General features: G+C 34.8%; 34 protein-coding genes. 29 read left to right on the plus strand and 5 right to left on the minus strand.

What is annotated here, in order from left to right; translation table 11 throughout:
• Nucleotides 1-236: 236 nt before the first annotated feature.
• From ACVYAD_RS12845 to ACVYAD_RS12860, 4 genes are all read left to right on the plus strand, one after another.
• Nucleotides 237-1,406, plus strand: coding sequence for a TniQ family protein (locus tag ACVYAD_RS12845; protein ID WP_476426839.1), 1,170 nt, complete (start codon nucleotides 237-239; stop codon nucleotides 1,404-1,406).
• A 553-nt stretch (nucleotides 1,407-1,959) separates the two neighbouring features.
• Nucleotides 1,960-2,268, plus strand: a complete 309-nt coding sequence (locus ACVYAD_RS12850) for a hypothetical protein (RefSeq protein WP_476426676.1) — start codon at nucleotides 1,960-1,962, stop codon at nucleotides 2,266-2,268.
• An 85-nt stretch (nucleotides 2,269-2,353) separates the two neighbouring features.
• A complete protein-coding gene (locus ACVYAD_RS12855) occupies nucleotides 2,354-2,932 on the plus strand; it encodes a hypothetical protein (RefSeq protein ID WP_476426677.1) in 579 nt (192 codons plus the stop codon).
• A gap of 17 nt (nucleotides 2,933-2,949) precedes the next feature.
• Nucleotides 2,950-3,468 (plus strand): hypothetical protein, encoded by a 519-nt coding sequence (locus tag ACVYAD_RS12860; RefSeq protein WP_476426678.1) that lies wholly within the window; start codon nucleotides 2,950-2,952, stop codon nucleotides 3,466-3,468.
• Between the two features lie 502 nt (nucleotides 3,469-3,970).
• Here the strand turns inward: ACVYAD_RS12860 and ACVYAD_RS12865 are convergent.
• Nucleotides 3,971-5,386: a recombinase family protein gene (locus ACVYAD_RS12865; RefSeq protein ID WP_476426679.1), complete on the minus strand. Its 1,416-nt coding sequence runs from the start codon at nucleotides 5,384-5,386 to the stop codon at nucleotides 3,971-3,973.
• Between the two features lie 81 nt (nucleotides 5,387-5,467).
• Nucleotides 5,468-6,088 (minus strand): LexA family protein, encoded by a 621-nt coding sequence (locus ACVYAD_RS12870; protein ID WP_476426680.1) that lies wholly within the window; start codon nucleotides 6,086-6,088, stop codon nucleotides 5,468-5,470.
• Nucleotides 6,089-6,242: 154 nt separating this feature from the next.
• Between ACVYAD_RS12870 and ACVYAD_RS12875 the strand changes: the two genes are divergently transcribed.
• Nucleotides 6,243-6,488 (plus strand): helix-turn-helix domain-containing protein, encoded by a 246-nt coding sequence (locus ACVYAD_RS12875; RefSeq protein WP_476426681.1) that lies wholly within the window; start codon nucleotides 6,243-6,245, stop codon nucleotides 6,486-6,488.
• A gap of 369 nt (nucleotides 6,489-6,857) precedes the next feature.
• On the plus strand, nucleotides 6,858-7,088 hold the full coding sequence (locus ACVYAD_RS12880) for a DUF6877 family protein (RefSeq protein WP_476426682.1): 231 nt from the start codon (nucleotides 6,858-6,860) through the stop codon (nucleotides 7,086-7,088).
• Between the two features lie 171 nt (nucleotides 7,089-7,259).
• Here ACVYAD_RS12880 and ACVYAD_RS12885 read toward each other — a convergent pair whose 3' ends face one another.
• Entirely contained in the window at nucleotides 7,260-7,742 is a 483-nt protein-coding gene (locus tag ACVYAD_RS12885) for a DUF2321 domain-containing protein (protein ID WP_476426683.1), read from the minus strand.
• 60 nt (nucleotides 7,743-7,802) lie between these two features.
• On the opposite strand from ACVYAD_RS12885, the gene ACVYAD_RS12890 reads away from it, so the two are divergent.
• From ACVYAD_RS12890 to ACVYAD_RS12955, 14 genes are all read left to right on the plus strand, one after another.
• Nucleotides 7,803-8,072 (plus strand): hypothetical protein, encoded by a 270-nt coding sequence (locus tag ACVYAD_RS12890; protein ID WP_476426684.1) that lies wholly within the window; start codon nucleotides 7,803-7,805, stop codon nucleotides 8,070-8,072.
• The gene (locus tag ACVYAD_RS12895) at nucleotides 8,073-8,429 is read left to right on the plus strand and encodes a hypothetical protein (RefSeq protein ID WP_476426685.1); all 357 of its coding nucleotides are present in this window, start codon (nucleotides 8,073-8,075) and stop codon (nucleotides 8,427-8,429) included.
• Nucleotides 8,429-8,686, plus strand: coding sequence for an AbrB/MazE/SpoVT family DNA-binding domain-containing protein (locus ACVYAD_RS12900; RefSeq protein WP_476426686.1), 258 nt, complete (start codon nucleotides 8,429-8,431; stop codon nucleotides 8,684-8,686). The genes ACVYAD_RS12895 and ACVYAD_RS12900 overlap by 1 nt, the downstream gene beginning before the upstream one ends.
• Before the next feature lie 9 nt (nucleotides 8,687-8,695).
• The gene (locus tag ACVYAD_RS12905) at nucleotides 8,696-8,824 is read left to right on the plus strand and encodes a hypothetical protein (protein ID WP_337990332.1); all 129 of its coding nucleotides are present in this window, start codon (nucleotides 8,696-8,698) and stop codon (nucleotides 8,822-8,824) included.
• Between the two features lie 85 nt (nucleotides 8,825-8,909).
• Nucleotides 8,910-9,206, plus strand: coding sequence for a VRR-NUC domain-containing protein (locus ACVYAD_RS12910; protein ID WP_476426687.1), 297 nt, complete (start codon nucleotides 8,910-8,912; stop codon nucleotides 9,204-9,206).
• On the plus strand, nucleotides 9,148-10,404 hold the full coding sequence (locus ACVYAD_RS12915) for a helicase-related protein (protein ID WP_476426688.1): 1,257 nt from the start codon (nucleotides 9,148-9,150) through the stop codon (nucleotides 10,402-10,404). The genes ACVYAD_RS12910 and ACVYAD_RS12915 overlap by 59 nt, the downstream gene beginning before the upstream one ends.
• Before the next feature lie 5 nt (nucleotides 10,405-10,409).
• Complete coding sequence (locus ACVYAD_RS12920; RefSeq protein ID WP_476426689.1) at nucleotides 10,410-10,685, plus strand: hypothetical protein; 276 nt, start codon at nucleotides 10,410-10,412, stop codon at nucleotides 10,683-10,685.
• Complete coding sequence (locus tag ACVYAD_RS12925) at nucleotides 10,685-10,984, plus strand: hypothetical protein (RefSeq protein WP_476426690.1); 300 nt, start codon at nucleotides 10,685-10,687, stop codon at nucleotides 10,982-10,984. Before ACVYAD_RS12920 ends, ACVYAD_RS12925 begins: the two co-directional genes overlap by 1 nt.
• The gene (locus ACVYAD_RS12930) at nucleotides 10,985-11,896 is read left to right on the plus strand and encodes a YqaJ viral recombinase family protein (RefSeq protein ID WP_476426691.1); all 912 of its coding nucleotides are present in this window, start codon (nucleotides 10,985-10,987) and stop codon (nucleotides 11,894-11,896) included. It abuts the gene before it with no gap.
• Nucleotides 11,897-11,898: 2 nt separating this feature from the next.
• Nucleotides 11,899-12,969 carry an AAA family ATPase gene (locus ACVYAD_RS12935; protein WP_476426692.1) on the plus strand — a complete coding sequence of 357 codons (1,071 nt, stop codon included), beginning with the start codon at nucleotides 11,899-11,901 and terminating at the stop codon, nucleotides 12,967-12,969.
• Nucleotides 12,966-13,763 (plus strand): zinc-finger-containing protein, encoded by a 798-nt coding sequence (locus ACVYAD_RS12940; protein ID WP_476426693.1) that lies wholly within the window; start codon nucleotides 12,966-12,968, stop codon nucleotides 13,761-13,763. Before ACVYAD_RS12935 ends, ACVYAD_RS12940 begins: the two co-directional genes overlap by 4 nt.
• A 1-nt stretch (nucleotide 13,764) precedes the next feature.
• A complete protein-coding gene (locus ACVYAD_RS12945) occupies nucleotides 13,765-15,483 on the plus strand; it encodes a DNA polymerase B (RefSeq protein ID WP_476426694.1) in 1,719 nt (572 codons plus the stop codon).
• 11 nt (nucleotides 15,484-15,494) lie between these two features.
• A complete protein-coding gene (locus ACVYAD_RS12950; protein WP_476426695.1) occupies nucleotides 15,495-16,298 on the plus strand; it encodes a DNA adenine methylase in 804 nt (267 codons plus the stop codon).
• A 14-nt stretch (nucleotides 16,299-16,312) separates the two neighbouring features.
• Nucleotides 16,313-16,681 (plus strand): hypothetical protein, encoded by a 369-nt coding sequence (locus tag ACVYAD_RS12955; RefSeq protein ID WP_476426696.1) that lies wholly within the window; start codon nucleotides 16,313-16,315, stop codon nucleotides 16,679-16,681.
• 18 nt (nucleotides 16,682-16,699) lie between these two features.
• Here the strand turns inward: ACVYAD_RS12955 and ACVYAD_RS12960 are convergent, their stop codons facing one another.
• Nucleotides 16,700-17,290 (minus strand): hypothetical protein, encoded by a 591-nt coding sequence (locus ACVYAD_RS12960; RefSeq protein ID WP_476426697.1) that lies wholly within the window; start codon nucleotides 17,288-17,290, stop codon nucleotides 16,700-16,702.
• 68 nt (nucleotides 17,291-17,358) lie between these two features.
• Here ACVYAD_RS12960 and ACVYAD_RS12965 point away from each other — a divergent pair, with 68 nt between their 5' ends.
• The 3 genes from ACVYAD_RS12965 (at nucleotide 17,359) to ACVYAD_RS12975 (ending at nucleotide 20,464) form a co-directional block, all read left to right on the plus strand.
• Nucleotides 17,359-19,251 carry a phage/plasmid primase, P4 family gene (locus ACVYAD_RS12965; protein ID WP_476426698.1) on the plus strand — a complete coding sequence of 631 codons (1,893 nt, stop codon included), beginning with the start codon at nucleotides 17,359-17,361 and terminating at the stop codon, nucleotides 19,249-19,251.
• Between the two features lie 361 nt (nucleotides 19,252-19,612).
• A complete protein-coding gene (locus tag ACVYAD_RS12970) occupies nucleotides 19,613-20,011 on the plus strand; it encodes a hypothetical protein (protein WP_476426699.1) in 399 nt (132 codons plus the stop codon).
• Between the two features lie 216 nt (nucleotides 20,012-20,227).
• A complete protein-coding gene (locus ACVYAD_RS12975) occupies nucleotides 20,228-20,464 on the plus strand; it encodes a hypothetical protein (protein ID WP_476426700.1) in 237 nt (78 codons plus the stop codon).
• Nucleotides 20,465-20,543: 79 nt separating this feature from the next.
• On the opposite strand, the gene ACVYAD_RS12980 is transcribed toward ACVYAD_RS12975, so the two are convergent.
• Nucleotides 20,544-20,711: a hypothetical protein gene (locus ACVYAD_RS12980; protein WP_476426701.1), complete on the minus strand. Its 168-nt coding sequence runs from the start codon at nucleotides 20,709-20,711 to the stop codon at nucleotides 20,544-20,546.
• Between the two features lie 251 nt (nucleotides 20,712-20,962).
• On the opposite strand from ACVYAD_RS12980, the gene ACVYAD_RS12985 reads away from it, so the two are divergent.
• Genes ACVYAD_RS12985 through ACVYAD_RS13010 form a run of 6 tightly spaced genes read left to right on the plus strand, consistent with a single transcriptional unit; the run spans nucleotide 20,963 to nucleotide 26,514 of the window.
• Nucleotides 20,963-21,472 (plus strand): hypothetical protein, encoded by a 510-nt coding sequence (locus ACVYAD_RS12985; RefSeq protein WP_476426702.1) that lies wholly within the window; start codon nucleotides 20,963-20,965, stop codon nucleotides 21,470-21,472.
• 1 nt (nucleotide 21,473) lies between these two features.
• On the plus strand, nucleotides 21,474-23,273 hold the full coding sequence (locus ACVYAD_RS12990; protein ID WP_476426703.1) for a phage terminase large subunit family protein: 1,800 nt from the start codon (nucleotides 21,474-21,476) through the stop codon (nucleotides 23,271-23,273).
• Nucleotides 23,273-23,506: a DUF6148 family protein gene (locus ACVYAD_RS12995; protein ID WP_476426704.1), complete on the plus strand. Its 234-nt coding sequence runs from the start codon at nucleotides 23,273-23,275 to the stop codon at nucleotides 23,504-23,506. Before ACVYAD_RS12990 ends, ACVYAD_RS12995 begins: the two co-directional genes overlap by 1 nt.
• 16 nt (nucleotides 23,507-23,522) lie before the next feature.
• Nucleotides 23,523-25,070, plus strand: coding sequence for a phage portal protein (locus ACVYAD_RS13000; RefSeq protein ID WP_476426705.1), 1,548 nt, complete (start codon nucleotides 23,523-23,525; stop codon nucleotides 25,068-25,070).
• Complete coding sequence (locus ACVYAD_RS13005; RefSeq protein WP_476426706.1) at nucleotides 25,070-26,137, plus strand: head maturation protease, ClpP-related; 1,068 nt, start codon at nucleotides 25,070-25,072, stop codon at nucleotides 26,135-26,137. The genes ACVYAD_RS13000 and ACVYAD_RS13005 overlap by 1 nt, the downstream gene beginning before the upstream one ends.
• A gap of 5 nt (nucleotides 26,138-26,142) precedes the next feature.
• Nucleotides 26,143-26,514: a head decoration protein gene (locus ACVYAD_RS13010; RefSeq protein ID WP_476426707.1), complete on the plus strand. Its 372-nt coding sequence runs from the start codon at nucleotides 26,143-26,145 to the stop codon at nucleotides 26,512-26,514.
• The last annotated feature ends 5 nt before the right edge of the window (nucleotides 26,515-26,519 follow it).

The following is a 26,519-nucleotide window of genomic DNA, read 5'->3' on the forward strand; positions in this document are numbered from 1 at the left end:
ATCACACACGAAAACAATGGACACTAAAAAAGATGGCTCCGGCAACTTACCGAAGCCATCTCATTGCGGCTTAACTTACAACTACATCCCTTTTTATTAAACTGTCTACAAAATAGGGTTCAGTTCAAATATCTAAAGGTAGTTCTCTTTATATAAATGAAATCAGTACCATAACACTCGAATATGTGAGTGCATTAGAAATATTAACTGGAAGGAGAGATATACTAAATTTGACAATGTTAAATTGGCAGGGGATCTTTTCTAAAAAATTACGTAGCCCTTATAGAAAGTGGTGTCCAGCTTGTTTTGAAGATTGGAAAATGACGTCCAAAGAAATATATGAGCCATTAATATGGTTTTTAGCAGATATTCAAACATGTGATATTCACGAAACACGATTACGTGATTGTTGTCCGGTGTGTAATAGAAAATTACTTTTTTTGCATAGTCATTACCAAACTGGTTATTGTCAATATTGTGAATCATGGTTGGGGAATCAAGGTGAAATTGGTGACATAACTATTTCTAAGGAAGAAAGATTTACTCTATTGAATTACAAACAGTTAATAGAAAACGCACCAAAGCTTGAATATTTCCCTAGTAAAAGATTTATAGGGAACTTTTTAAACAGAGTAATAAATGATTTAGGTTTTAGAAGTAAGCGTAGGCTTGCTGATTTTTTAGGATACAATCCTACCACTGTTTGGGAGTGGATTAATAATAAATACTTACCCTCACATGAAAGTTTATTTAAAATTACCCAAAAGTTAAACTATACTCTTTATGAAATAATTTATAAAGATAATATAAAGTTAGACATAGATATTACACCATATAATTATGAAAAAAAGAAAAGTATCCCATTAAGTGATATTCAAACTACATTAGTAAAAGAATTACATACACCAGAACCAATGAGTTTATATAGGATTGCAAAGGAAGGAGGTTTTGGCATTGATACTGCACAAAGACATTATCCTTTATTATGCCAAAAAATACAAAAAAATTATAAATCTTATTCAAAGCAAAGGAAGGTACAAAAACAAAAAGAGATAGAATCATCATTAAATGAGTGCCTACTTATACTTAGAGAGATTCCAATTAGTTTTGAACAGTTTTTAAAAGAAAGTGGTCTAGCAAAAAAAACGGTAAGAAGAAATGCACCGGATTTATGTAAAAAAGTTAGTAAAAGATACATAGAATACTTATCAAAATTGAAGGAAGAAAGAATAGAGAGAATTTTGTATGATATTCGAGAAGCAGCAATTAAATTGCATGACAATGATGTTTACCCTAGTATTAGTAAATTACAAAAAGCATTAGGGAATAAGAGTGTGTTTTTAGAAGATGATATTAGAAATGGTTGGGAAGAAATAGTCTTAAGTCTAGGTTATAAAATGAAATAGAAAACTTTCCAAATTTAATCCATTAAAAAATATCGAAATTAGAACTAATTTTTAAAACATAGTTTAGTTGTACGTTGGTAATGATAAAACTAAAATTGAAATTTATACAAATAAACTATTCTGGTTAGTCCTTGCGAAAAACAGGGTTTACTATTTAAAGTTTGATTGATGACTAACTTATATAAAACAAGTTTCCAAAAAGTCGCTGGAGAACACATTGAAAAGCCAAGAAACGTTGTTAAATCAATGTTTTTCGGCTTTTTCTATGAATATCATTGATAAAATTTTTATACTTAATTAACAAAAGCTAATTACTACAACGGTTGGTGAGCATTTTGAACATTTCTGCAAATGACCACCTATCTTATATACATTCTCTATTCGGAGTACTAAACAGATATATATAAAGCCAATTTTTTTGTCAGTTAATATAATTTTTGAAAACAATAATAAATCTGGCATTTTATGTATTATAATTTAATTTATATTAATAGAACGTGTGTTATTAGATTAATATGTATATAAAATTCAAGTTAAAGGGGATTCTATAAGTATGAAAGTAAACTATTTAGTATTTAAATTAAACCTTCAGCCGAATACTATAATTGATTTTAAAATTAATGGTGAGTTGAATTACTTAATTAATGAGTTAGTGCCTACCGTATTAGATCATGTAATTGGTATAAAACAAGAAAATAGTTTATTTGAATTACTTCCAAGAAAGTTTGATGAAGATGGATTTGAAGAGGAATATAAAAAATTAAAGGCAATTACTTTAAAATTACATGGATTATATAACAAAATATTATTAAATTATAAAGAAGACGGAGAAATCCATTATACGAAAGAATTTTTAGATTAAACGAAAACTGTATGAGAGTTAGAAGTGAGTTCGAAAAAAATATCCTTCAATTAAAAAGGCTTATAATTTAATCAATGACGAAAAAATGGAAGAAGAATTAAATTTCGAATTCGATAATAAAATTGGGACAGGTATAACTCATTTAAGAAAATTTTATAAGATTAAATTGTATAAGGAAATTTTTAAAAAGAAATCGATAAACCTTTTAAATTTAAAAGCCTATTATAAACCTTCAACAGAAAACATTTTCGTTGAATCAGAATCTGAATCAGATGCTATGGATTACATTATAGAATTAGAAAATATTATAAATAACAATCCTTATACTTCTGCGCAAATAGGTATGATTAATATCAATCCTATATATGATTTAATTTCATTTGACCAAGAAAAATATTCAGAAGTTAGCTTTGTAATTGTTTATCCAAATGGAAATCCATCACTAGATAGACATAACATATTAAAAAAATCTGAAGCTAAAGAATTACATACTACTTTATATGGAGCAGATGGTCAACCTTTAAAACTAGAAAGCATAGAAGAAGAAATAAATGAGCAGGCGAAAAAAGGTTATTTAAAATCAATAGTCGTAAAAGGAAATAGTAAAGGTAAAGAAGTTATTAAAAAAATTAAAAAAATTACTAATCTGGATACAATCTTTTAGGGAAGGAGATTATCCAAATGGAAGATAAATTTTATAAAAATCCCCTGCAAGTAATTTGGAAAGCAAAAAAAGTTTTGATGCCGTTTTATTTAGTTATACTTTGGCTACTATTATTCTTTGGTTCAATTATAGGTGCTTTTTGGTTGGGTTATTTTGATTTAACAAAATTCAAGATGGGAGACTATTTTTCAGTATCATCTACAGGTCTAGCATTAACTTTAGCTTTATTCGCTGCTGGTAAAAATGTTTTTAGCGATGAGGATATAAAAATCTTAGCTGAGTATCAAGATAGCAAAGTTGAAAAAGGTCAAGCTTTAATACATTTTCTAGGTCCATATGTATTTACATGTGTATTATTTTTAATTACTGGTTTGGTATCGATATTCGTACCATTCATTGATATAAAATTGAAAGCGGTATATGTAATTTTAGGTAAGCTTTTTTATATTAATTTTTTGAGTTTAGGTTTACTTAGTTTATTTAATTTAGTTATCACAATGCTAAGTGATGTATATTTATCAGCATATAGAAAATGAAATTTTTTAGTAGTGTTAAAAATAGGAGATAAAAAATTTCTTGGAGGTTGTGATTTTACAGTGTATTAATGGAAGGTTTGAGAAAGAGATAATAACAGGTGTAAATCTAGAAAAAATAAAGAAACAAATTTCTTGTGATTTCAATCAACCATAAAATTTCTTAAAGTAAAAAAATCAACCATAAAGACTCCTAAAGTATTGAAATTTGTCTGGATATCCAAGTTGTAATTAATAATTATGGCTATTTATTTTAAATTACCCTCTTATAAAGTGCCTTAAGCCCTTGTGGCCCTAAGTCTGGAAAGTTTATGGTTTATTCTTTGGAATTAAATGCTTTACGTCACATATCCGTTTACTTCTACAAAATCATGCATTCCCACTTACTTCCTTATCTTATTCCGAATATGCAGCAAACATGTTGATGGAGCTAGTGAAACATCAACAGGGACTTTTATGTTTCACAGGTGCGACTGATTTTGTCACAAGAGTACAAGTAAACTAGTCAATAAAATTCTAAATTAGTGATAATGATTTTAGGTCGTCCTTTTTTATATTTTTTGCTTGTTGGAGGGCGATCTTCGTAACGATACTCAATTTTTCGTATGAAGCGTTGTACGAATTCGCTTTTCTCTTCTTGATTTAATTGTGTGAAACAATTATTGAATGTGACTACAACATTCTTTATAGCATCTAAATTAATTTTTTCAGGTTCTTCATACCCATCTAATTGTTTCTGTAGGTTATTGAGGACAATTTTAGTATCATGCATAAGTTCTTCAAATTCAGCGTCATCGATATGGTCAGCAGCCCATCCACGTTGATACTTTAATCTTTGCTGCTCTATCTGTTTGATTTTCTGTATAATTTCTTCTGTTTCAATATGGAGGGCTGGTTCAGGTGCTTCTAAATCAGTGAAATTAATATTTTTCATGTATTCTGTCAGTCCCTCGATAAAATATCTTTCACCAGGTCTTTTTTGAGTCCGTTTATACTTTAAACAGTAATTACATCTATAAGTGTAACCAACTCGTTCTAAACCATCAGCGCGTTTTCTTATAAATCTTGTGGCTACTAATCTATGCCCGCATTCATCATTAGGACAAACTAAAACCCCACTGAAAATACCTGTGCTTTCAATATCTTTTCTAAATTGCTTGCCCCTATCATCAAGCATCTTTTGTAATCTTAGGAAACGCTCTTTTGTAATATAACCTTCGTGTGTGCCTTCTCGTATCTCTCCTTTACGCCTTGATGCTCCATATAACGCAGGATTTCTTGCTATGCGTAATACCGCATTAGCACTCCATCCTCTACTCTGATCTATTACTCTGTAATGGCTACTTATGCTATTGTAAGAGCATCCAACTTCTAATTTATTTATAATATCAAGCACGTACTTACCTTTGTCATTTTTCACTAATTTATCATTTTTATCTACATCGTACCCATAAGGTGGTTGACCTACCCATTCACCATCTGCTGCCTTTTCATCTAATGCCATGATAATCCTTTCTGATAAATTTTCCGTCTCCCATTGGGCTAATAGGGCAACGAGTCCAATGAACATTCTGCCCATCGCTGTGGTTGTATCGTAGACTTCAGTGGCGGAACGGAATTTACAATTGTACTCTTCAAGTAAGTCGAGCATCTGATGTAAATCACGTACAGAACGGGTGAAGCGATCAAGTCGATACACTAAAATAATACTGATTTTTTGTTGTTTAATATCTTCTAATAACAGTTGTAATTTTGGTCTTTTAGTATCTTTTGCTGATACACCCTCATCTACATAAAATTTATATTCTGACCAACCTTGAGCTTTACAATATGCTACTAAGCTTTCTTTCTGTGCTGCAATAGAATAACCCTCATTAGCTTGTTCGAGTGTACTCACTCGTACGTATAAACCTACCACCATATTTCTCACCTGCTTGTATATAAGAAAAGAGCGAGACGAATGAGTCTGCTCTTAACTTTTTAATTTCAAAACGTTTTGTAATTAAAGTATCATTTCGAAACTTATTGCTTTTCCGATAATTCTTGCTGGGTTATTTTCGTCAACGATATATGGAGCGTATTTAGGATTCTCCGGCATTAAAAAAATCGTATCACCTTGTTTTTTAACTCGTTTAAGCGTTGCTTCTTCGTCACCGTTTACTAATACAGCTGCAATTTCACCATTTTCAACATCTGGTTGAGCTCGTAAAAGAACAATTGCACCATCAGGTATTGTTGGTTCCATGCTGTCACCTTTAGCTTGTAATGCGAAGATATCTCCACTTGGTAAACTATCTGCAGGTTTATAAATATAGTTTTCTATATTTTCTTTAGCCAAAATAGGATCTCCACAAGCTATTTTTCCTAGGATAGGAACAGCAACTTTTTCTTCGCTTACAGTATTAATGTTTTTAATATCAGATCCAAAAAGTAACTCTATTACATCTACTTCTAATACTTCAGCAAACTTCGGTATTTCTTCCATAGATATTTTTCGGATGCCCTTATAGTATCTTGTAATTGTACTTCTATCTGTTCCTATTCTTCGTGCGAGTTCAGCACCGCTGATTCCTTTTGCTTCTGCTATTTTCTCTATTCTCTTAGCGACTTCTATGGATTTCAATTAATAGCACCTCCTTGATAAATATACTATCACGTTTCCTTATAGGAAACAATAGGAGGAATTAAGTAATATTTTTAATCTATTAATATATTTTTGTTGACTGAATGGAAACACTGATGCTATTATTTGGTTAACAAATGTTGGAGGTGAAAATATGAAATTCAACCATAATCGATTAAAAGCTGAGAGAGTCGCACGAGGTTTGACAGTTCAAGAAATGGGTGAAGTTTTGGGTGTATCAAAAGGGACGTATTCAAAAAAAGAAAACGGAAAATTACCAATAGATGTTGACGAATTTTCTTTAATTACAAATAAGTTTGGAATTGAACGAGAAAATATTGTGATTTTTTTTACACTTAATGTTTCCGAAATGGCAACTCTCGGAGAAATTCATGTATAGTTTGGTGCCGAAGTGTCAAAGTGTCAAAGTAGGAAGCTAAATAGATTAAAAGTAAAGCGCGCTGTGATACCGAGCCGATGACGGTATAGTATTCGGACTTATAGCTTATTTGACGATAGCAACGTTAAAAATCAAAAGAAGGAGATGGTTAAAAATACAACCAGTTAAACCACCGGATATTCCGACAGACACGTACAAACGTATGAAAGATTTTTTTATGCGGACATCGATACCTCGGATATTAGCGGAACAAGCGAAACAAAAAGAAAAGGTGGTGAAGTCAAATGAAAATCAAAGTAGCAGAGTAGAACGTAATGTCGGATAAAGATAAACAAGCTGCATTAAATAAACGAGCGAGAGGTTAATCTAATGAACATTAATCCTGTTCCAGTTGTATTAGTCGGTGAAGCATTAATGAGTGGTGTAAGCCCACTGTATGAATTACACCAAATAGCTTGCGAGTTACCATTAAACGTTTTGTCAGATGTTAAACAGCGTATAGGTGACTGGCTAGCAAGTGGAGGAAAAGAAACGGATCCATACATTAAGCAACAAGTCGCGTATGCTCAAAAAGTTTATCAGGCATTGAAGGGAGAGTGAAGAGTGTGGAGGACAATAAAAAATCCTCACCAGTTGCTGGAACAACAAGTGAGGCGAAGTCGAAACAATACATTAACACTCTAAAATTACAAAATGGTGATCATAAACTATGTAATTTCTGCAAAGAGGTGATTTGTATTTCAGACAACTATTGTGGGTATTGCGGAAATGCTAACCCCAAAGAGAATTCTTTACAGTTTCGCTAGCAACATCAACAAGTAAATTTTTCAATCCATCTTGGATGTACTTAGCAGCGTTAGGAATAAACTTTTTATATTTTGCCGTCGCTAATGGTGTGGTCGGAGTTTCAACAATTAAATCTGGCAAAGCACTCTTGATTATAGCTTTATCCTCATCAGACAAGTTATCATCTAACGCTATTAATTCAACTGCATTATTTAATAGTGTTTCAGTCCAAGGGAATGGTTGACCACAATTATAGCAATAAGCAGGAGAGTCATAATCAAAATCAATAGAGTATTCGGTCTCATAAGCTCCCTTAATAGCTGTGCTGCAACATGGACAGTGAGAGATAGTTATTTCACCGCATTTTTCACAGTAAGGTATGCTACCAAACTTTAAATTTACTGAACTAATAATATGCCTATTTGTACAGATAGTCGCATTGTGATAAAAAGGAGAAATTGAATTCATAAGTATCACCTACCTTTCTACCAATAGTTTAACAGAAAGGAAATATAAGGAGGGATAAAAATGAAGCTTCAACTAGCGAGTGAAATGAAAAAAGTTTCAAACGAAGCAGCTGCAAAATTCGAGAAGGATTCATTAGAAAGTGAATATTTCAAAGATCTAGTTAAAGGTATTGAATCAAAAGCAGAACAAGGTAGCAGTAAATTCACTTACATTTATCAAGGTGATGAACCACGTATACTAGGGGTTTTTTCAAAAGAGTTAAAGAAAGCTGGCTATACAATTCTAGATAATAAGGGCGTGACAGGGTTCACGGTAAATTGGGGTGAGTAAATGGAGAAGGTACAGGTTAGTCAAGATGTTGCGGATGCTTTAAACAATTTAATAAAAAACTACACAGAAAAAACAATTATTGATGCGCATGTAAGGTATCCAAATGGATGGAACCTAAACTCAAACAAAGCCTTAAATGGATTGGATTTAGATATTCTCATTCGTGCCTTGTATTGCGGCTATATTGTTGAGAAAACGCCAGAGGATAAAATAGCAGATTGGTATGAAGAATTAGAGTTATATCGCGCTAATAAAACTAATCCTCTAAATCGTATTCAAGAGGCAGATTTTAAAATGATTGCTATTAAATGCACTGTAGACACATTAGGAATCAAAATCAAAGGAGTGAATTGTTAATGAAATCAACAGGTATTGTTCGTAAAGTCGATGATTTAGGACGTGTGGTTCTTCCAATAGAACTACGCCGCACATTAGGAATTGATGTAAAAGATGCTTTGGAAATCTTTATCGATGAGGGTCAAATTATCCTTCAAAAATATCAACCAAATACAGAGAAAGATGAGGTTGTTGCTTCGCTGAAAAAGATGGCTGCAGGTGCTAAAAATCCAAATGTGCTCGAGACAATTAATCGTGCAATTAAATTAATTCGGTAGGTGAAAAACATGAACGATTGTCTTTTAGAGGTCCTGGGCGATTATTTTGTAGCTAACAATCTAGTAAATAAAGGTTGGGAGTTTCATGAGTTTGTAGCCGAATGGCAACGAGGAACTATAGTGATGGCAAAAAAATAAGAGCCTATACCGCTGCAACGGTTCAGGCTCCAATCAAAATAATTATCTGAAATAAGTATATCAAATCGGGAGGTTGTTTCCTAGTATGACGAGAAAACCACTCGAAAAAACAATTGAAAATCAAATAAAGAAATGGCTCGAAACGCAAGGTTATTGGTGGATGAAGGTACACGGTGACATGTTTCAAAAGTCGGGTGTACCAGACATCCTAGCTTGTATCAATGGAAAGTTTGTTGGCATTGAAGTAAAGCGACCAGGTGGCGTAGTGAGTGAGCTCCAAAAATACAATATCGAAAAAATACAAGCTGCAGGAGGTGTAGCATTTGTTGCATACAGCGTCGAAGATGTCCGAATTAATCTCGACCGATTCCATGTTATATGAGTATCAAAAAGAAGTATTAAAAGCTGCTAAACCTAATTGGCTCTATGCACTTGATACGGGTACCGGTAAAACCATCTTATCTATTCATCATTATTTGCTTCATAGCAACGGTGAACCTCTTTTGATTGTGGCACCACCACAAAAAATTAAAGAAGGTGGATGGGATAGAGATATTCAAACGATTGTTAACTATTACGGCATTGAAATAAATTATGACCTATTAAGTTACGGCAAGATTGCTAGTGATTGGAAGAATTACAAAGGTTGGTTCGTTATTTTCGATGAATGCCACTATGTAAAAACATCCTCATCACAGCGTGGTAAGGCTGCTAAAAACTTAGTGAAAGCAAGTACGTATTTTCTTCTTTTATCTGCCACACCATCTAGTAACGGATGGGTCGATACGATTAATTACTTTATTATGTTTAATTTGGCTCAAAATAAAACGCAATTTGAACGCGAGTTTGGTATATTCGACACCTTATATCTTGGTAAACGCCGCGTTAATAAGGTTGTTGGTTGGAACCGTGAAAGTATACTCAAGCAAATGTATCAATCCTTTAGTGTGAAGCTTTCCAAAGATGATTGTTTGGACCTTCCGCCGATGGTGATTGAAGATGTATTTTTCAAGCGATCCACTGAGTATTTGAAGCTTAAGAAAGACCGTATTTTAGAGGTTGGTAGCGAGAAGGTTGTCTATGATACGTATCCAAAACTAGCACAAGGCTTGCGATTCTACGCCAATCAAAAGAACAAGCTTGAATATATCGAAATGCTTGCAGAAGGTACCAACGAAAACATTATTATCTTCTATAATTTTAAAGCTGAAAAAGAAACATTGCTTTTATTACTGGCTAAGTTGAAGAAAAAAGTGTTTGAGGTTAGTGGTCAGAAATCAGAGTTACCACCACGCGATCGATGGTCCAAATTAAAAGGAAGTGTAACGCTTGTTCAATATCAGGCCGGTGCTGCAGGTATTGAATTACAATATGCAAACCTTGTTATTTTCTATACACCAACCTATAGTTTGCAAGATTATGAGCAGTCATTAGGTCGAGCATATCGTAATGGCCAGGATAAAAAAGTTACAGTCTATCATTTCATTACAAAAGATACGATTGAGGAATTAATATATGGTGCTTTGAAAACAAAGAAAGACTTCACGGACGAGCTTTTTGTGAAGTATATGGAGGGGTGAAATGTGTGGCTAAAAATGTAAAAAGAAAGGTTACTCAATCAGTAGCTGATGCAATGCAAGAATTAGAAAAATGGATGGGCGCTGATAAAGAGCGTTCTGAAAAAGTGTTAATAGTTGCTGAGTTGTTAGCTTATGGTTATGAGGTTGTTCCTACTCCAGAAGAAAATTTAAAGGTATTTTATGAAGGACTGGATCAAGATACGTATGACAGAGGAATGAAAGCTGGCATAAGTCACACTTTATACACGTTAGGTATCAAAATCGAAGGTGTGAATGAGTAATGGCTGAAACAAAAGAAAAAGCTGTACTCATTGACCTTGGAAATGTACGGATTAAAGAGTATGACAGCTTAAATGTACAAATTGAACGCCTCGAAGAAGTCTTTAATCCAACAACCAAAAAGACAACATCTAAGTGGCGATTTAAGGGCTATTCAAATACCATTTTGAACGCTTTAAAACTAATCGTTAACAAAGAGTTATTCATTGATAGAAAAGGCGCTAGTGGTTTGAAAAACTACTTAAAACAAGTAGAAGAAATACACAACAAAATAGCGATAGCTCTGAAAGGGGAAAAATAAATGTTCCAAACAGATGATAAAAACGTCACTGAAAACCGCCAAACCTTTGTAGGTGGTTCAGATGTTCCAATAATTTTAGGTCTAAGTAAATACAAATCACAATTTGAGCTTGCGAAAGAAAAAACTGGCGTAGTACCAACTGTGTTTGAAGGAAATGAATACACAGTATATGGCCAAACAATGGAGCCACAAATTCGAGACTACATTAACGTAATAAACGAAACGAATTTCCAACCGGATACAGTTATTAATAAAGAGAGTCGTATCCGCGGCAATTGTGACGGGGCTGATTATGACGAATCATTATTACTTGAAATTAAAACACATGGTAAAAAGCCAACAATGGATGTTTATAAAGTTCAAATGCAACTGTATATGAATGAATTTAATTTACCTGCAGCTTGGTTAGCACTCTATGAACGTCCAGATAACTTTGATGCTGAATTTGATCCGGAGCGTTTACAAATTGAAGTTGTACATCGTGATGAATCGAAAATAAATGAAATTTTACAAGCCATTGAGTTGTTCTGGAAACGCTGCGGGGCATTAAATCAAATTCCGGAAATGTCTGAGGCTGAATTTTATTCTATTACCTTAGAAGAAAAAAATGAGATTGCTATTGTTGCTAGTGAAGTAGAAAAATTTGAGCTGCAAATTCAATCGTTCAAAGAAATTGAGGCGCAATATAAGGATATGAAATCCAAGCTATATCAATTAATGATGGACCACAAAGTGAAGTCATTTGAAACGGATCTGTGCACTATTACCTTGGTGCTTCCAACTGAATCCACAACAATAGATACAAAAGCTTTACGTGAATCACATCCACGCATTGCTAAAAGGTTTGAAAAGGTCACGCCTAAAAAGGGCTATACAAAAGTATCTATGAAAAAAACTAAGGAGGCTAAATAATCATGGCACTACCACCAAATAAACCAAAGAAAACTATTGAAACACCACGTAATTATTTCATCTGGGGACCAACAATGAATGGGAAATCGTATCTTGCGAGCGAGTATCCTAATCCAGTTATTTTTAATACAGATGGAAATGCAGCACAAATTGAAACACCGTCAGTAGACTTGAAAAATGAGCGCGATCCAAAGACTGGCGAAATTAAGGTATCTGTAGTTGAGCAAATGTTAGGGCTCATTAAAGATTTAGAAAAAGGTAATCATGGGTTTGAAACTGTTGTTATCGATGTAGTGGATGACTTAATCACACTGATTGAACAAGCAATTTGTGAAGAAAATAGCGTTGATTATGTTGGGGATGTTCCATACGGAAAAGGATGGGGCTTACGTAAAACCTTCATTACGTCTATTGTGGTACGTCTTAAAGCCTTGCCAATGAATGTTATCTATATTAGTCGATATGCAACAAAGCTTGAAGGTACTTTAGAAAAGCCAATTCCATCGTTAGGTGACAAAGATTTAAACGTAGTAAATGGCAACTGTGATCTAAACATCATGTGTCAAAAAATCGGTAAAAAATATCTTCGCCGTGTAGTGGATCGCCGTAAAAATTATCAACGTGATTGGATTGAGGACGAGCGTATCTTAAAAATCTTAGATTCTGTAATTGGTGCTTTCGATAAAGGTTCTGCTGCAGTTCCACAAACTGAGAATAAGGTTGAAGAAAAGAAAACACTAACTGAAATTGCTGAGAAAGTATCAGTTGAGTTAGAAGATGGTTCCAGTGTGTCAGTTACAGTAAAACCAAACGATAACCTAGCAACTGAAACAATGTATTTTCAACATGAAGGCTCAGGAGAATTTATCAAAGTTGAAAAAGGTGAGTCATTAGATTTCTTAGACAAAGACATCTATGATCCGCGTACTAAAGAAGATTATGAAAAACAAAACATCGAACAATATGTAAATGACAACCCACCGCCAGCCAATGAACCGAACACAACAGTAAAAGCACCACGTACAGCAAAACCTGGAGCTCAAAGAGCACCGAGAGCTCCACGTACTAAATGATTTGTCCATATTGTCATAAACCGGCTGAGTTTATCAGTTCAAAGGATTTTTATGGCACGAATTATCGTACCAACGTATATGTATGTAGGCCATGTGATGCTAGGGTAGGTACACATGGGCGAGGTAAAACACAACTTGGAACAATGGCAAACGCCGAATTGAGAGAACTACGTAAATTATGTCATGCACGATTTGATGTACGGTGGAAGTTTGGAAAAATTAGTCGTTCAAAAGCTTATGAACAGTTAGCCGATATGATGGGATTAACCCGAGAAATGGCACATATCGGTATGTTTGATAAAGAACAATGTAAAAAATTATTATCACTATTACCAAAGGAGACGAAGAATATGAGTAACTTAGCAGCTATGGCTCAAAAATTATTAGCAGAGGGATTTGATCCTAAAACATCACCGGTAGATGATTATGAGGCACTACCAGAAGGTGGATATGATGTTGTACTTTCAGAGGTACAGTGGCGTGTAAATGATAAAGGTACAGAATGGTTACAACTAGACCTTGAAATTTTAAATGAAGGCTATGAAAATCGTAAACATTTTGGAATGATCTTCTTCACCGAAAAAATGATGGAACGTGCATTAAAACAAACGATGAAATGTGCATCGGCCCTTGATATTGAATTAGATCCATCTGTATTTGGTTCACCTGAGACAGATTTAGTCAATGCATTTAAAGAAGCGTTGGGTACCCAATGCGAAATGGATATTAAGCATTCTAAATCTAAAAATGGTACATTTGTTAACTTCTCATTAAGTCAACCGGAGCCATTCTAATATGTTCAAAGTGTATGATTTTGAGGTTTTCCCTAACGATTGGATGTGCGTCATCTTAAATCTGGCCAACAATAGAATCATACGCGTACACAACGATAAAGAGCGCCTAAAAAGCGCTCTTTCTTCAAAAGATATTCTTGTTGGCTTCAATAACTATCACTATGACGACATCATTTTATGGGCGATATTAACGGACCAGAACCCATATGAAATTAGTAAACAAATTATAGACAGTACTTTTAGACGGAAAGTAAGTTGTGGTTTTCTTACCCTGGACGTGAAGCAAGAGCTTATAAATAAAGGACTTTCATTAAAAGAAGCAATGGCCAACTTAGGTATGAACATAATTGAAACACCAGTAGATTTTGAACAAGAAACATTGTCACCAGAGGAAGTTGAAACGGTTTTTAATTACTGTGAAAACGATGTAAGAGCAACCGGGGAAGCTTTTCAAAAACGTGAAGATTATTTCACTTCTAAATTTGAAATTATTGAGACTTTCAAATTACATCCATCTGATGTGAAAAAGACACGTGCAAATTTAGCATCTTCAGTATTGAAAGCATTCAAAATTAAGAGCCATAAGCGAGATCGATTAAAGCTCAGCTATGACAAGCGACTCAAAATAAATGAATTACCAAAATCCGTTGTTGATTTTTATAACAATATCCATATTTCCTATTTAGAAGGTGGATCCGTAACGGATTTAGAGAAACGACAATTTGAATACAAACTTGCTGGATTAATTCATACGTATGGCTTCGGAGGGTTACATGCAGCGAAAGAAAATTATTTAGGAGAAGGGTATTTTATTCACATCGATGCGAAATCTTATTTTCCAACATTAAAGATCAATAACGGCTTTATAAGTAGAGCTGCAAAGATGCCTGAAAGATACGAAAAGATATACCAGGAACGATTAAAGTATCAAGCTGCAGGGGAAACAAAAGAGGAAATATATAAGATATTACTTAATGCTGCAGTAGGTGCTTGCAAGTCAGAGTTCAATGCGCTATTTGATCCGCAACAATTTAACAACATCGTAGTAAATGGCCAATTAATTCTTACGCATTTGATTGTGTTATTAGAGCCTTTTATAGAGCTCATTCAATCAAATACAGACGGCTTAATTGTTAAATATGAGGACAAGTCATTTCGGCCATTTATCGATGAGATTATTAATCGATTTAGTAAACACTATGAAATAACTTTCAAAATAAACGAGATTAATAAAATCGCTCAACGTGATGCCAATAATTATTGTATACGCTATTCTGATGGGAAAATCGTAGCAAAAGGTATTATGAAAAACTTTGAAGGTGGTACCTGGGAACGCAATAGTTTATCCATCATAGATACAGCCCTTGTCAATTACTACATGCATGATATACCCATTCAAAAAACGGTCATTAATATGTTCAAGAAAGATTTAACTGCTTTTCAATTGGTGGCTAAACAAGGGAAATTCGAGGGTTTGACTTGTGAGGTATTTGAGGATGGCCAAATGAAAATGAAACCACTGCAGAAAGTAAATAGGATCTTTGCAACGAATGACCCAAAGCGTGGTGGTGCTTATAAAGTACGTGATGAAAAATACCAAAAGGTTTCTAATAGCCCAGAGCAAGCTATTGTATGGAATGGTCCACTTGATCAATTTGAGAAACGAAAAATCGATTTAAATTGGTACGTGAAAATGATTCAAAAACAATTATTTGTGTGAGGTGATACTAAATGGGCGTACCAAGAATTTTACATTACCCTGGTTCAAAGTGGAGCATGACTGATTGGATTATTAGTTATATGCCAGAGCATTCAACGTATTTAGAGCCATTCTTCGGATCGGGGGCAATATTCTTTAATAAAGAAAAATCAGCAATTGAAACAATTAATGATATGGATAGCCAAGTAGTGAATTTGTTTAAAGTTATCCGGGATAATCCGGACCAACTGGCACAACTTATTAATTTCACTCCGTTATCTCGTGAAGAGTATTACTCTGCTTATGAAATGGATCCGGATCCAATCGAAGATGCAAGAAGATTTTTAGTCCGTTGCTGGCAAGCGATAGGGGCAAAAACAAGTGACAGAACTGGTTGGAGGAGCCTTATTTCTGCAAACGGTCCAGATACAGCTAAAGAGTGGAGCAAGCTTCCAAAAAAGATTTTGCTTGTTGCAGATCGATTGAAAGAGGCTCAGATTGAACATCAACCAGCAATAAAATTATTAGAACGTTATGCGAGGAATGATGTACTTGTTTATGCTGATCCACCATACATCATTGAAACACGTACAAAACGTCATTATAAACACGAAATGACTATCGGTGACCATATTGAACTTTTGGAAGCACTAGATGCACATCCTGGACCGGTATTACTAAGTGGATATGCACATGAAATATATGATAACAGGTTATCTCATTGGAGAAGAGAGGTTCGAACAGTAATGGCTGAGGCAGGAGCAGTACGTGAAGAAATATTATGGATAAATCCGATGGCTGCTACACATGGACCAAAGCAACAGACATTATTTTAAAAGGAGTGTTTCCCATGACAACAGAAACAACAGTACAAACAAATGATATTCAAATTAATGTTCTTTTCAAGAAAATGCAAAAGGATGATAAAAAAGAAGTTTTAATGTTTCATATTTTATCAGATGAAACGAAACACGCGGCTGATTTATTAAGGTTAACAGGTAAAATGACCATTTTAACAATTTCAGATGATGAGGGACCCTATGAGTCGATTCAAGCTGAATTTGTAAACTTACAGCGTGACAATAAAAAGACAGTACTCAAATTTAATGTAGCAACTGAGGATGTAGACCGAGTAAATGCTATTTATCCAGCTGCAGGTACGAATGTTTCTTTATTAATACAACCTCAGCAAATGAGTATTGATGATATAGAAGAATAAAAAACACCAAACTGAATTTCAGTTTGGCTTAAAAAATTGTTTATCTAGGGTCGGTTGAAGATTAGAAATTATTGCTTGTGAAAGCTGATAATACTCTAATGCATTTTCTGTAGTGATATGTGTTTCAGAAGAATTGAGATGAACAGCTTCATTTCTTAGTCTCTTTAATTGCATAATGGAATTTGCTGTATTTTTACTAATATATCCACGGTCTATTAGTAAGTCAAGTTTTGCTGTTGTTATGAATCTTAATTTTCCTACGTGTTTTACTCCAAGGTCATTAACGATTTTATTAATCTCTTGTTCCAGTTCAGAGTAGGCCATACTGAGTAAAGCAGATGGCGAGGTTTTCGCAAGAAAGAGGATTCTATCATCCTCTTGTATTTTCTCACTTTTATTGGGAACATCATTGCTAGTAGCCTCATCAAGATTATTTGCAACCTGATTTAAAGTTTTGTCAAAATCTATCTCAATATCACTATATTTAAGCTTTGAAATATTTAAGAACAAACTATTAATAGGTTTTTTTAATACTAGAATAACCACAATAAGTGCAATTGGCCAAGCCAACGATTTAACTAGTGATGAAATAAATTGATAAATATCCATAACGAGCTCCTATGCTTTTTTGTAAATAATACCATGGAAGTTTCGCTTAGGAAAGGAGGTGCTACGGTTTGAAGTCTACAATAAAGCCATTGCGCTATATCGAGCTAGAAGAAAAGAAGCCTAAACACTCATTCGACATATTTTCTACGGATCACAAAAATTATAAAGATGCTGGTGTCATTTTAACAAAAGATATAGTGGTCGTGGATTTTGATACACGCTCAGATGCAGCTGAATACATCTATACTGTATATCCAACCTTACGTGTGGAAACAAGTCGAGGCTTTCACCTTTGGTATAAACGTCCAAAGGCCGAGGGAATGACCACACCAATCAAAAACTATACAGATAAAACAACGGTGGCCGGATTAAAGGTCGATTATAAAACAGGCACGCGCTCACAGGCTACGATTAAGCAAAATGGCAAGCTTCGACCAATGGAAAATGCTCATTATCTTGAAGATGTGAGTACGTTACCAGAGCTTCCTTTGCTCTTGTATCCTTCTAAATTAAAACATAATTTACTAGGCATTAAAGAAGGGCAAGGGCGCAATAGTGCAATATATAGTCATTTGCTCACTACGTTAGAGCAGTATGGCACCGATATGATCGACAACGAAACGCTGCAGGTGCTTGCAACCTTCATTAATACCAAAGTATTTGCTGAAGCAATGGATGATGATGAGTTAAATAATACGATCAAATCAGTTTTAGATAAAAAGCCAGCACCTAGTTCGCAACAATGGCTTAATCCAAAGGATATGGTCATGACAAGTGAAGTATTAGCTAAACGTTTAGATCTCCATTATTACAACAATCAAATCTATTTTAAGCAGCTGGACCGTTATATTAGCGATTCTAATAAACTACTGCGTGAAATAGACAAAAATATTAAATTAAAGCCAGCTCAGCATAAGCAGCTGCTTGAACTATTTAAAATTAAATCGAATGTTGTAGAGGATAACGATTTTGTTATTCAGCTGCCTAACGGTGTGATTATCGATGATGGTGATCCTATAATAATCGATGCAGGTTTTACACCGTATTATTTAGATGTTCAATATGATGAAGAAGCTTATGACGAACATGTTGATCAATTCTTGGATTTCTTCACTTGTAATCGAAAAGATTTAAGGAATGTGATAGAAGAAATGTTTGGCCATATTTTAATGACCAAAGGGTTCCCGCACAAAGTATTCTTTTACAAGTCGGAAAAAGGGAACAATGGTAAATCAACATTATTAAAAATGTTAACTGCATTTACCAATGGACTTGAAACAAACGTACCATTAGATAAATTTGATGATGATACAGCCGTATACGGTATGTCCGGTAAATTAATGAACATAGCCGATGATATAGATGCTTCATACCTGGACAAGTCTGCCAACTTTAAAACACTTGCGTCTGGTGATCCAGTTATGTTGCGACCAATCTACTCGAGCCCAATTACCATACGTTCAAAGGCAACACTTATTTTTACATGTAACAAGATGCCACAATTCAAAGATAAATCTGGCGGTATAGGTCGGCGTTTAGTTGTAATTCCTTGTGATGCTGAGGTTAAAGCTATCGATGAAAATTTAGATGAAAAACTTTCGAGTGATGCAGCTAAATCTTATATTTTAAGATTAGCACTCGAAGGAATTAAAAGAATACGCCAAAACGGTAATAAACTATCTGATTCAGCCACAATTGAACAACAGACCATTGAATATTTCATTCAATCCGATAGTGCTCTTTCATTCTTACATTATTATAGTGATGAAATTGAAGAAAAGCGCACGCGTGATGTATATGCCATGTACGTGGTCTACTGTGAAGAAGAAGGGCATAAACCCGCTGGAAATACCGAGTTCGGTCGTCGTATGAAGAAGGAAGGTTGGGAATCGAAGGTAGTAAAAGTTATGGGAAATTCCGTACGTGTCTATAAAAAAGTTACGGATGAGGTAACGGGATAAGGGTGAATATCAGTAACCTATCACAAACCTTTATATATTAAGGGTTTATACATGTTTTTGATAGAAAGACGGTTACAATTTAAAAAATACATCTGTAACCTCTACAAACCCTTATTATATATATATTTATATTATATATTATTTCTTTTGTTACAGATAAATAATAGATATAAGTATATAAAAAATAAATAAAGAGAAAAAAGAAGAAATAAAAAAATATATAAAGAAAACACACCTAAAAATCTGTATATTTGTAACCGCAAATATGAAAACGTTGATATATCAACATTTAGAAGGTTACGTATATCTTGAAACTCTTTGTAACACAATTTGTAACCTTTATTGAAAGTAGGTGCATAATGTGAGTAAATTCGCATGGCTCAAGGATTATCGAGAGCTTGAATATGAAATTGCATATTTAGAGCTTAATTTAGAACGAACGAAAACAGAATTGAAACGTTGGGTACAAGGTGATTTAGCTAAAGTGAAATTAAATGCTGATAGCCAAGGAAGTAAAGTAGAAGATGTTATTGAACAGATCGAATGGGAATTAGCCCATAAGATGAATAATCTATTTAATATAAAAAAGTTAGTAAAGAGCTTTGAAGGACTTGAACACAGAATATTAATTGGCAAATACATTGAGCATAAAACGTTGGAGCAAGTAGCTGAGGAATTAGGATATAGCTCTCAATATATTTATAATAAGCATGCACAAATAAGACGTATGGTATCATTCGCTGAAAACTATACGGTATAATCTTCACATAATATTACCTTAAGTTAAACCAATGTTAAGTATTGAAAATCCGTTATATGATGGTAATGTGATAATTACATCACAAGCCATAAACCTCCATTCAGTTCAGCATGAGGCCGTACTACTTGTGCGGTCTTTTGTTTTGAAAATTATAGAAACATCTGTTCTTATTTGTGCTATTATATTTTATAACAGTACATGTTGGAGGAATGGCACATGAGAGTAAATACAATGGATAAATATCAACTAACAGAACTAATGAAGGAAGTAAAAGATTATATTACTAGACCAGATGTATACTTTTCTCATTTACGGAAAGAAGATATTGAAGAAATATTAAATCCACCAACTGATAAGGATGGATATGTACACAAGTATTATCTTACCGATAGTACAAAAATGCTTATTGAATTAATTTCAGATGTAGTTATGAAGAAGTCACACTCACAATGAGTCGTGGCTTTTTATTATGCCTGAGAAGATGGTCAATGAAAAAACATCTACAATTAGTAGATGTTTTGAAAGGTTAGGACTATTTCTTTTTTTCTGTACGTACACCTTTAAACTTCCCACCAGAAGTTTTTTGGTCCATGAAACGTCCTGTGTTTGTATCGCGTTTGATGTAGTTACCATTAGGTCCTTTGAATTGACTACGACCTGTAACTGCACCATCACGATGGTTACCTGCATTAACAGCCATTATATCACCTCCTAAATAAGAAAATTCGACAATTTGTTGGGAAATCCTTCTAGAATCTTTGGGTCCTTCTGAGGCCTTTATTGCATGCGGGGCTTGCGAGCCCCAAAAGTGGTCTATTTTTATTCGAAAAATTTTACTTTCGCTTTCGCTTGAGGGAGCTGAAAGTTACAACTTTGAAAAAAATCCTTCATCTAATATTTTGGAAAATGAAGCGGGGATATAAGCATAAAAGCGAAAGTGAGGTGTGAGATATGACAAAATCAAAAGCGAAAGTAGATAACCTTACTACTTTGGAAATTGGAACAAGTGAATTTGCAAAATTGGTAGGAAAAACGCCGCAATGGATTCGTCAGTTAACACGTGATGGTGTACTCACACAATGCGGCCGTGGAAAATACAATATGGCGGAAAATATTCTCGCTTATATTGAGCATGCTTCAGGTGGTAAAGAGGAAGAAGGGAAGCCACGTCATGTTGATGTTAAAACTGAGCATGAAATTTTAAAGAAAGAAAAAACAGAATTACAAGTGCGGCAATTACGAGGGCAATTACACGCTGCAGAGGATGTCCGCCTGGTAATGGGTGATATGATTTTAAGCGCTAAATCGAAATTATTGTCATTACCAACACGGATTAGCCCGCAGTTGGATGGTGAATCTTCTAAAACGATTGAACAAATTTTAAATCAAGAAATCGCAGATACTTTGAACGTTTTAGTAGATTATTCGCCTAAACTTTTTGAAAAAGAAAGTAGCGAATAAATTGGTTAAAGAAAAAACAATCGATTTATTTAAAGATTTAGCGCAACTGTGGTCCCCACGTCCAAATCTAACAGTTTCAGAGTGGGCTGATAATTATCGTATTTTGACTTCTGATACATCTGCTGAGTCGGGTCCTTGGCGTACAAGTCGTGCACCATATATGCGAGAAATCATGGACTGTATTACAGATTCAGACATTGAAGAAGTAGCGATTATGGCATCAGCTCAGGTTGGTAAAACAGAGTTTATGTTGAACATGGTTGGTTATCACATAGATTATGATCCATGTCCAATTATGTTCATGCTGCCAAACAAAAAATTAATTCGATATTTCTCAACAACAAGGCTCTCCACGATGATTCAAGCAAGTAAGGCATTACGTGATAAAGTAGCAAAAAACGCAGGTAACACAATCGATGAAAAAGCCTTTTTGGGTGGTTCAATTGCCATTGTTGGTGCAAATGCAGCTAAGTCTTTATCAAGTAGACCAATTCGAATTTTGCTATGTGACGAGGTAGATCGTTATCCGGTGTCTGCTGGTAAAGAGGGAGATCCGATTAATTTAGCAAAAATGCGTACAACAACTTTTCCATCTAATCGTAAGCATGTTTATGTATCGACGCCACTTGATAAAGGTACTTCGCGAATTGAGCAGTTGTATGAAGATAGTACGATGGAGCAGTGGTCATTTGCTTGTCCTTCATGTGGTACATTCCAGCCAATTAAATGGGAGCAAATAAAATTCGAGTATCATAAAACAGAAGATAACGAATTTATTGTGGATGAAGTAAATCATGCTTGTAATGAATGTGGGTGTTTACATAGCGAACGTGAATGGAAGCGTGCTGAAGGTAAATGGATTGCACAAAAGAAACATTCACGCCGTCGTGGCTTCCATTTGAACCAATTTGCCAGTCCATGGGTAACGTGGGAGAAAATCGTGAGAGATTTTTTAGAAGCGAAACGGGACGGACTGGAAAAGTTGAAAACATGGAAGAACACCGTTTTAGGTGAGTCATGGGAAGAACAAGGAACAACTGTCGATGAAGATATTCTATTTGAACGTCGTGAAAAATATGATGCCGAAGTTCCAATCCCGGTTAAAGTGCTAACTGCTGCTGTCGACGTCCAAGACGATCGATTTGAAATTGAAGTGGTCGGTTGGGGCGCTGGTCGAGAGTCATGGGGGATTGAATATCATGTTTTATATGGAGATTTGAAACAAGAAGAAACATGGCAGCAGCTTGATTTATGGCTCCAAAAACGTTGGAGCAAATCAAACGGTAAACAATTTGGCATAACTTGTACTTGCATAGACTCAGGTGGTCACTTTACACAGGAGGTCTACCGTTTTACAAAAGCTAGGGAAGCGCGGCGAATTTATGCTATTAAGGGCGCAAGTGCGGTAAAAGGTGAGTACATTCCACTTTTAGCAGGTACATCAAGACCAAAACCATTGAAAACGCTACTTGTTCGCCTTGGTGTTAATGATGGGAAGGCACGTGTTCTCTCCAGCCTTCAGGTAGATGAATTTGGTCCAAACTATTGTCATTTCCCAAAAGGACAAGGCTATGAACTAAATTATTTTCTTGGTTTAACAGCTGAGAAGCTGGAAACACGTCATGAAAAAGGGAGACCTTATCATATATGGGTCAAGAAACGCGCTCGAAACGAACCGTTTGATTTACGTGTGTATAATACAGCAGCCATCGAAATAGTAAATCCGAACTTTGAAAAAGAATATGCTGGTATTTATGGAGTTAAGAAAAAAAGAAAAAGAGTAAGGGAGGTAAATTATTGATGGCTATAACATTAGGGGAAGCTCAAGAAAATCTAAGGATCTGGTTAGAAGCTGAGCGTGCTATTGCAAATGCACAAAGTTACACAATAAGTAATCGAAGTTTAACAAAAGCCAATTTATCTGAAGTCGCTAAGCGAATTACCTTTTGGGAAAATAAAGTTGCTGAGCTTGAAATGACTAATAAAGGCAAGCGGATGCGAAGAACAAAACAATTTATTCCCTGGGATTGTTAGAAAGTAGGTGAAAAGCGTGGAAATTGAGAACATAAAAAAAGAATCTGATCAAAAATTACCTATAAATTCTGTTGTACCAACAAATACAGGCTATGGGAATCATGCAGCAAGTGGTACAAAACGTGCTGTTGTAGGTTGGATTAGTTCTTTAAGTGATCCGATTGATGATATAGAACGTAATGTTGAAAAAATGCGCGAACGTTCCAGAGATTTATATATGGGTGCGCCTATTGCTAGTGGATCATTAAAATCCATAGTAACCAACGTCGTCGGTTATGAGCTGAAATTAAACGCTCAAATTGACGGCGATTTTTTAGGCCTTTCACAAGAAGAATCTGAAGCTCTTGAGGATACAATCGAGCGCGAATTTGAATGTTGGGCTGATTCGAAGAATTGTGATGCGAATCGTATGTGTGACTTCGGCCAATTGCAACAATTGGCACTTTTATCGACATTAGCTTCGGGAGATTGTTTTGCAATTTTGCCCTATAAAAAAAGGGTGGGGTCATTGTATGAACTTACAGTGAAATTAATTGAAGCTGATAGGATTTGTAATCCAGTGATCAATACATTTTATGAAGAACGGTTAATCAATGGTGTAGAGATAGATTCAACAGGCGAGGTTATTGCCTATCACATTGCAGATAAACATCCAAATAGCTCTTTAACTGGTCAAAATGATTGGAAGCGAGTTGAAAAGTATGGAAAGCTCTCTGGACGTTTAAATGTTATTCATTTATTAGATATAGAACGTCCAGAACAACGTCGTGGAATACCGATTTTAGCACCTGTTATCGAAGGCTTAAAACAAATTGATCGATATACAGATGCTGAATTAATGGCAGCTGTAATAAGCGGTATGTATTCAGTATTTATTACAACAGAAGCTTCGTCGCAAAACGAGTTTGGTGGAGGTTTTGGGGAAGAAGATAACGACTTTGAGGAAGATGATTCAAAAATAAACATCGGAAATGGCTCAGTCACATTTCTTCGTGAAGGAGAAAAAATTCAAGAATCTAATCCAGGTAGACCAAACCCAAATTTTGATGCTTTTACAACAGCTATTTTTCGTCAAATAGGGGTTGCTTTAGAGATTCCTTATGAAGTATTAATGAAACACTTTACTTCATCCTATTCAGCGTCAAGAGGTGCTTTACTTGAAGCCTGGAAAATGTTTAAAAAGCGTCGAATGTGGTTAGCTAAAAACTTTTGCCAGCCTATTTATGAAGAGTTTCTTGCAGAAGCAGTTTTAAAAGGACGTATACATGCACCTGGCTTTTTTGATGATCCTTTAATTCGAAAAGCATATTGTAGTGCAGAATGGAATGGACCAACACAAGGTCAATTAGATCCTAAAAAAGAAGTAGAAGCGGCAATTTTACGTATTGAATCAGATTTGAGCACTCGTACCCGAGAAGCACAAGAATTAACAGGAACTGATTTCTTCCGTAATCATGAATTGAGAAAACGTGAGGAACAGTTGCGAAATGAAGCAGGTTTTAATGCACCTGTAAATATAAATATTCAATCTGACAAATCAGATGAAGGAGGTGAGAAAGAATAATGAGAGTGGAAATTAAAGGACCTGTTATTAACGATGGTGATCAATGGATATACGATTATTTTGGTATTCCAGCTGTGAGCCCCGGGAAGGTAATAAACTCTATCGACCAGGCTATTAAAAACAACCATAAAGATTTACAGGTTGTGATAAATAGTGGGGGTGGCTCTGTTTTTAGTGCTTCTGAAATTTACACTGCGCTAAAATCTTTTGCTGGTACAGTTAATGTCGAAATTGTCGGTGTTGCTGCAAGTGCAGCGTCTGTAATTGCAATGGCAGGAACGAATGTTATGATGTCGCCTACTGCACAAATGATGATTCATAATGCAGCAAATGGTGCACATGGTGATTATCAAGTAATGGATGATAATAGTGAGTTCTTGAAAAATGTAAATGCTTCGATTATTAATTCCTATACTGCAAAAACAGGTAAATCTAGTGATGAATTAAAAATTATGATGGATAAAACAACATGGATGACAGCTCAACAAGCTAAAGAGCATGGATTTATAGATGCAATTATGTTTGAAAAAGAAGTCGATGCGGTTGCTGATTTAGGCATTAACAGCGTAATACCTCAAGAAGTCATTGATAAAGTAAGGCAACAAATGGCAAGAGATCCTGCAGCGAATGTTGTAAATCAAGCTAACAATTTAATAAATGAAAATAAAGATAAAGTTAAAGATAATGGAGGAAATGATGTTATGGACTTACAGACGTTACAAAATGAACATCCGGAACTATTTGAGCAAGTGAAGAATATGGGGTATGCAGAAGGGGTAAAAGCTGAAAACTCTAGAATCAAAGCAATTGAAGATATTGCAGTACCGGGGAATGAAGCCTTAGTTAACAATGCGAAATACGAAAAGCCTATTCCAGCTGCACAATTTGCAATTAATGCTTTAAAGGCTCAAAAAGAACAAGCTCAAAATCAATTAATCAATATGCAAAAAGATGCTGCACCATTAAACAAAATTCCTGGTTCTAATGCGCCGGTTCAATCCAATCCTATGGATGAGGTAGAAAAAGAGGCTGAGGCATTAGGTAATATTTTTGCAAAAGGAGTGTAATAAGAATGAAGTTAAATGAACAAGTGGGTTCTTACGAGCCAAGCAATTTAATCTATGACACTGCATTTCCCATTCAAACAGGATCAGCTAAATTAAAAGCTGGCCAAGGTCTTTTATTACAAGGCACAATCATTGGTAAAGACAGTGACGGGGAATATTTAGTAGCTAGTACAACAGCTACAACACCAATTCTTGCAGATGCCATTTTGACGGATGACGTTGACACAGGTAGTGAGCCTGGTAAGTCTGTTTTTGCTGAAACCTATATTTCAGGATCATTTAATTCAGATGCTTTACTTACAGATGGTACAGATAAAGTATCTGTTCATTATGATGTTTTACGCACTAAAGGAATTTATTTAAAGGCTTCAATTTAAGGAGG

The sequence above is a fragment of the Lysinibacillus sp. G1-3 genome, assembly GCF_056322905.1.

Excerpts from the sequence above, each read along its gene's own strand:
- ACVYAD_RS12845 (WP_476426839.1), top strand. The coding sequence starts at position 237 with ATGTTAAATTGGCAGGGGATCTTTTCTAAAAAATTACGTAGCCCTTAT.
- ACVYAD_RS12850 (WP_476426676.1), top strand. The coding sequence starts at position 1,960 with ATGAAAGTAAACTATTTAGTATTTAAATTAAACCTTCAGCCGAATACT.
- ACVYAD_RS12855 (WP_476426677.1), top strand. The coding sequence starts at position 2,354 with ATGGAAGAAGAATTAAATTTCGAATTCGATAATAAAATTGGGACAGGT.
- ACVYAD_RS12860 (WP_476426678.1), top strand. The coding sequence starts at position 2,950 with ATGGAAGATAAATTTTATAAAAATCCCCTGCAAGTAATTTGGAAAGCA.
- ACVYAD_RS12865 (WP_476426679.1), bottom strand. The coding sequence starts at position 5,386 with ATGGTGGTAGGTTTATACGTACGAGTGAGTACACTCGAACAAGCTAAT.
- ACVYAD_RS12875 (WP_476426681.1), top strand. The coding sequence starts at position 6,243 with ATGAAATTCAACCATAATCGATTAAAAGCTGAGAGAGTCGCACGAGGT.
- ACVYAD_RS12880 (WP_476426682.1), top strand. The coding sequence starts at position 6,858 with ATGAACATTAATCCTGTTCCAGTTGTATTAGTCGGTGAAGCATTAATG.
- ACVYAD_RS12885 (WP_476426683.1), bottom strand. The coding sequence starts at position 7,742 with ATGAATTCAATTTCTCCTTTTTATCACAATGCGACTATCTGTACAAAT.
- ACVYAD_RS12890 (WP_476426684.1), top strand. The coding sequence starts at position 7,803 with ATGAAGCTTCAACTAGCGAGTGAAATGAAAAAAGTTTCAAACGAAGCA.
- ACVYAD_RS12895 (WP_476426685.1), top strand. The coding sequence starts at position 8,073 with ATGGAGAAGGTACAGGTTAGTCAAGATGTTGCGGATGCTTTAAACAAT.
- ACVYAD_RS12900 (WP_476426686.1), top strand. The coding sequence starts at position 8,429 with ATGAAATCAACAGGTATTGTTCGTAAAGTCGATGATTTAGGACGTGTG.
- ACVYAD_RS12905 (WP_337990332.1), top strand. The coding sequence starts at position 8,696 with ATGAACGATTGTCTTTTAGAGGTCCTGGGCGATTATTTTGTAGCTAAC.
- ACVYAD_RS12910 (WP_476426687.1), top strand. The coding sequence starts at position 8,910 with ATGACGAGAAAACCACTCGAAAAAACAATTGAAAATCAAATAAAGAAA.
- ACVYAD_RS12925 (WP_476426690.1), top strand. The coding sequence starts at position 10,685 with ATGGCTGAAACAAAAGAAAAAGCTGTACTCATTGACCTTGGAAATGTA.
- ACVYAD_RS12930 (WP_476426691.1), top strand. The coding sequence starts at position 10,985 with ATGTTCCAAACAGATGATAAAAACGTCACTGAAAACCGCCAAACCTTT.
- ACVYAD_RS12935 (WP_476426692.1), top strand. The coding sequence starts at position 11,899 with ATGGCACTACCACCAAATAAACCAAAGAAAACTATTGAAACACCACGT.
- ACVYAD_RS12940 (WP_476426693.1), top strand. The coding sequence starts at position 12,966 with ATGATTTGTCCATATTGTCATAAACCGGCTGAGTTTATCAGTTCAAAG.
- ACVYAD_RS12945 (WP_476426694.1), top strand. The coding sequence starts at position 13,765 with ATGTTCAAAGTGTATGATTTTGAGGTTTTCCCTAACGATTGGATGTGC.
- ACVYAD_RS12950 (WP_476426695.1), top strand. The coding sequence starts at position 15,495 with ATGGGCGTACCAAGAATTTTACATTACCCTGGTTCAAAGTGGAGCATG.
- ACVYAD_RS12955 (WP_476426696.1), top strand. The coding sequence starts at position 16,313 with ATGACAACAGAAACAACAGTACAAACAAATGATATTCAAATTAATGTT.
- ACVYAD_RS12960 (WP_476426697.1), bottom strand. The coding sequence starts at position 17,290 with ATGGATATTTATCAATTTATTTCATCACTAGTTAAATCGTTGGCTTGG.
- ACVYAD_RS12975 (WP_476426700.1), top strand. The coding sequence starts at position 20,228 with ATGAGAGTAAATACAATGGATAAATATCAACTAACAGAACTAATGAAG.
- ACVYAD_RS12980 (WP_476426701.1), bottom strand. The coding sequence starts at position 20,711 with ATGGCTGTTAATGCAGGTAACCATCGTGATGGTGCAGTTACAGGTCGT.
- ACVYAD_RS12985 (WP_476426702.1), top strand. The coding sequence starts at position 20,963 with ATGACAAAATCAAAAGCGAAAGTAGATAACCTTACTACTTTGGAAATT.
- ACVYAD_RS12995 (WP_476426704.1), top strand. The coding sequence starts at position 23,273 with ATGGCTATAACATTAGGGGAAGCTCAAGAAAATCTAAGGATCTGGTTA.
- ACVYAD_RS13005 (WP_476426706.1), top strand. The coding sequence starts at position 25,070 with ATGAGAGTGGAAATTAAAGGACCTGTTATTAACGATGGTGATCAATGG.
- ACVYAD_RS13010 (WP_476426707.1), top strand. The coding sequence starts at position 26,143 with ATGAAGTTAAATGAACAAGTGGGTTCTTACGAGCCAAGCAATTTAATC.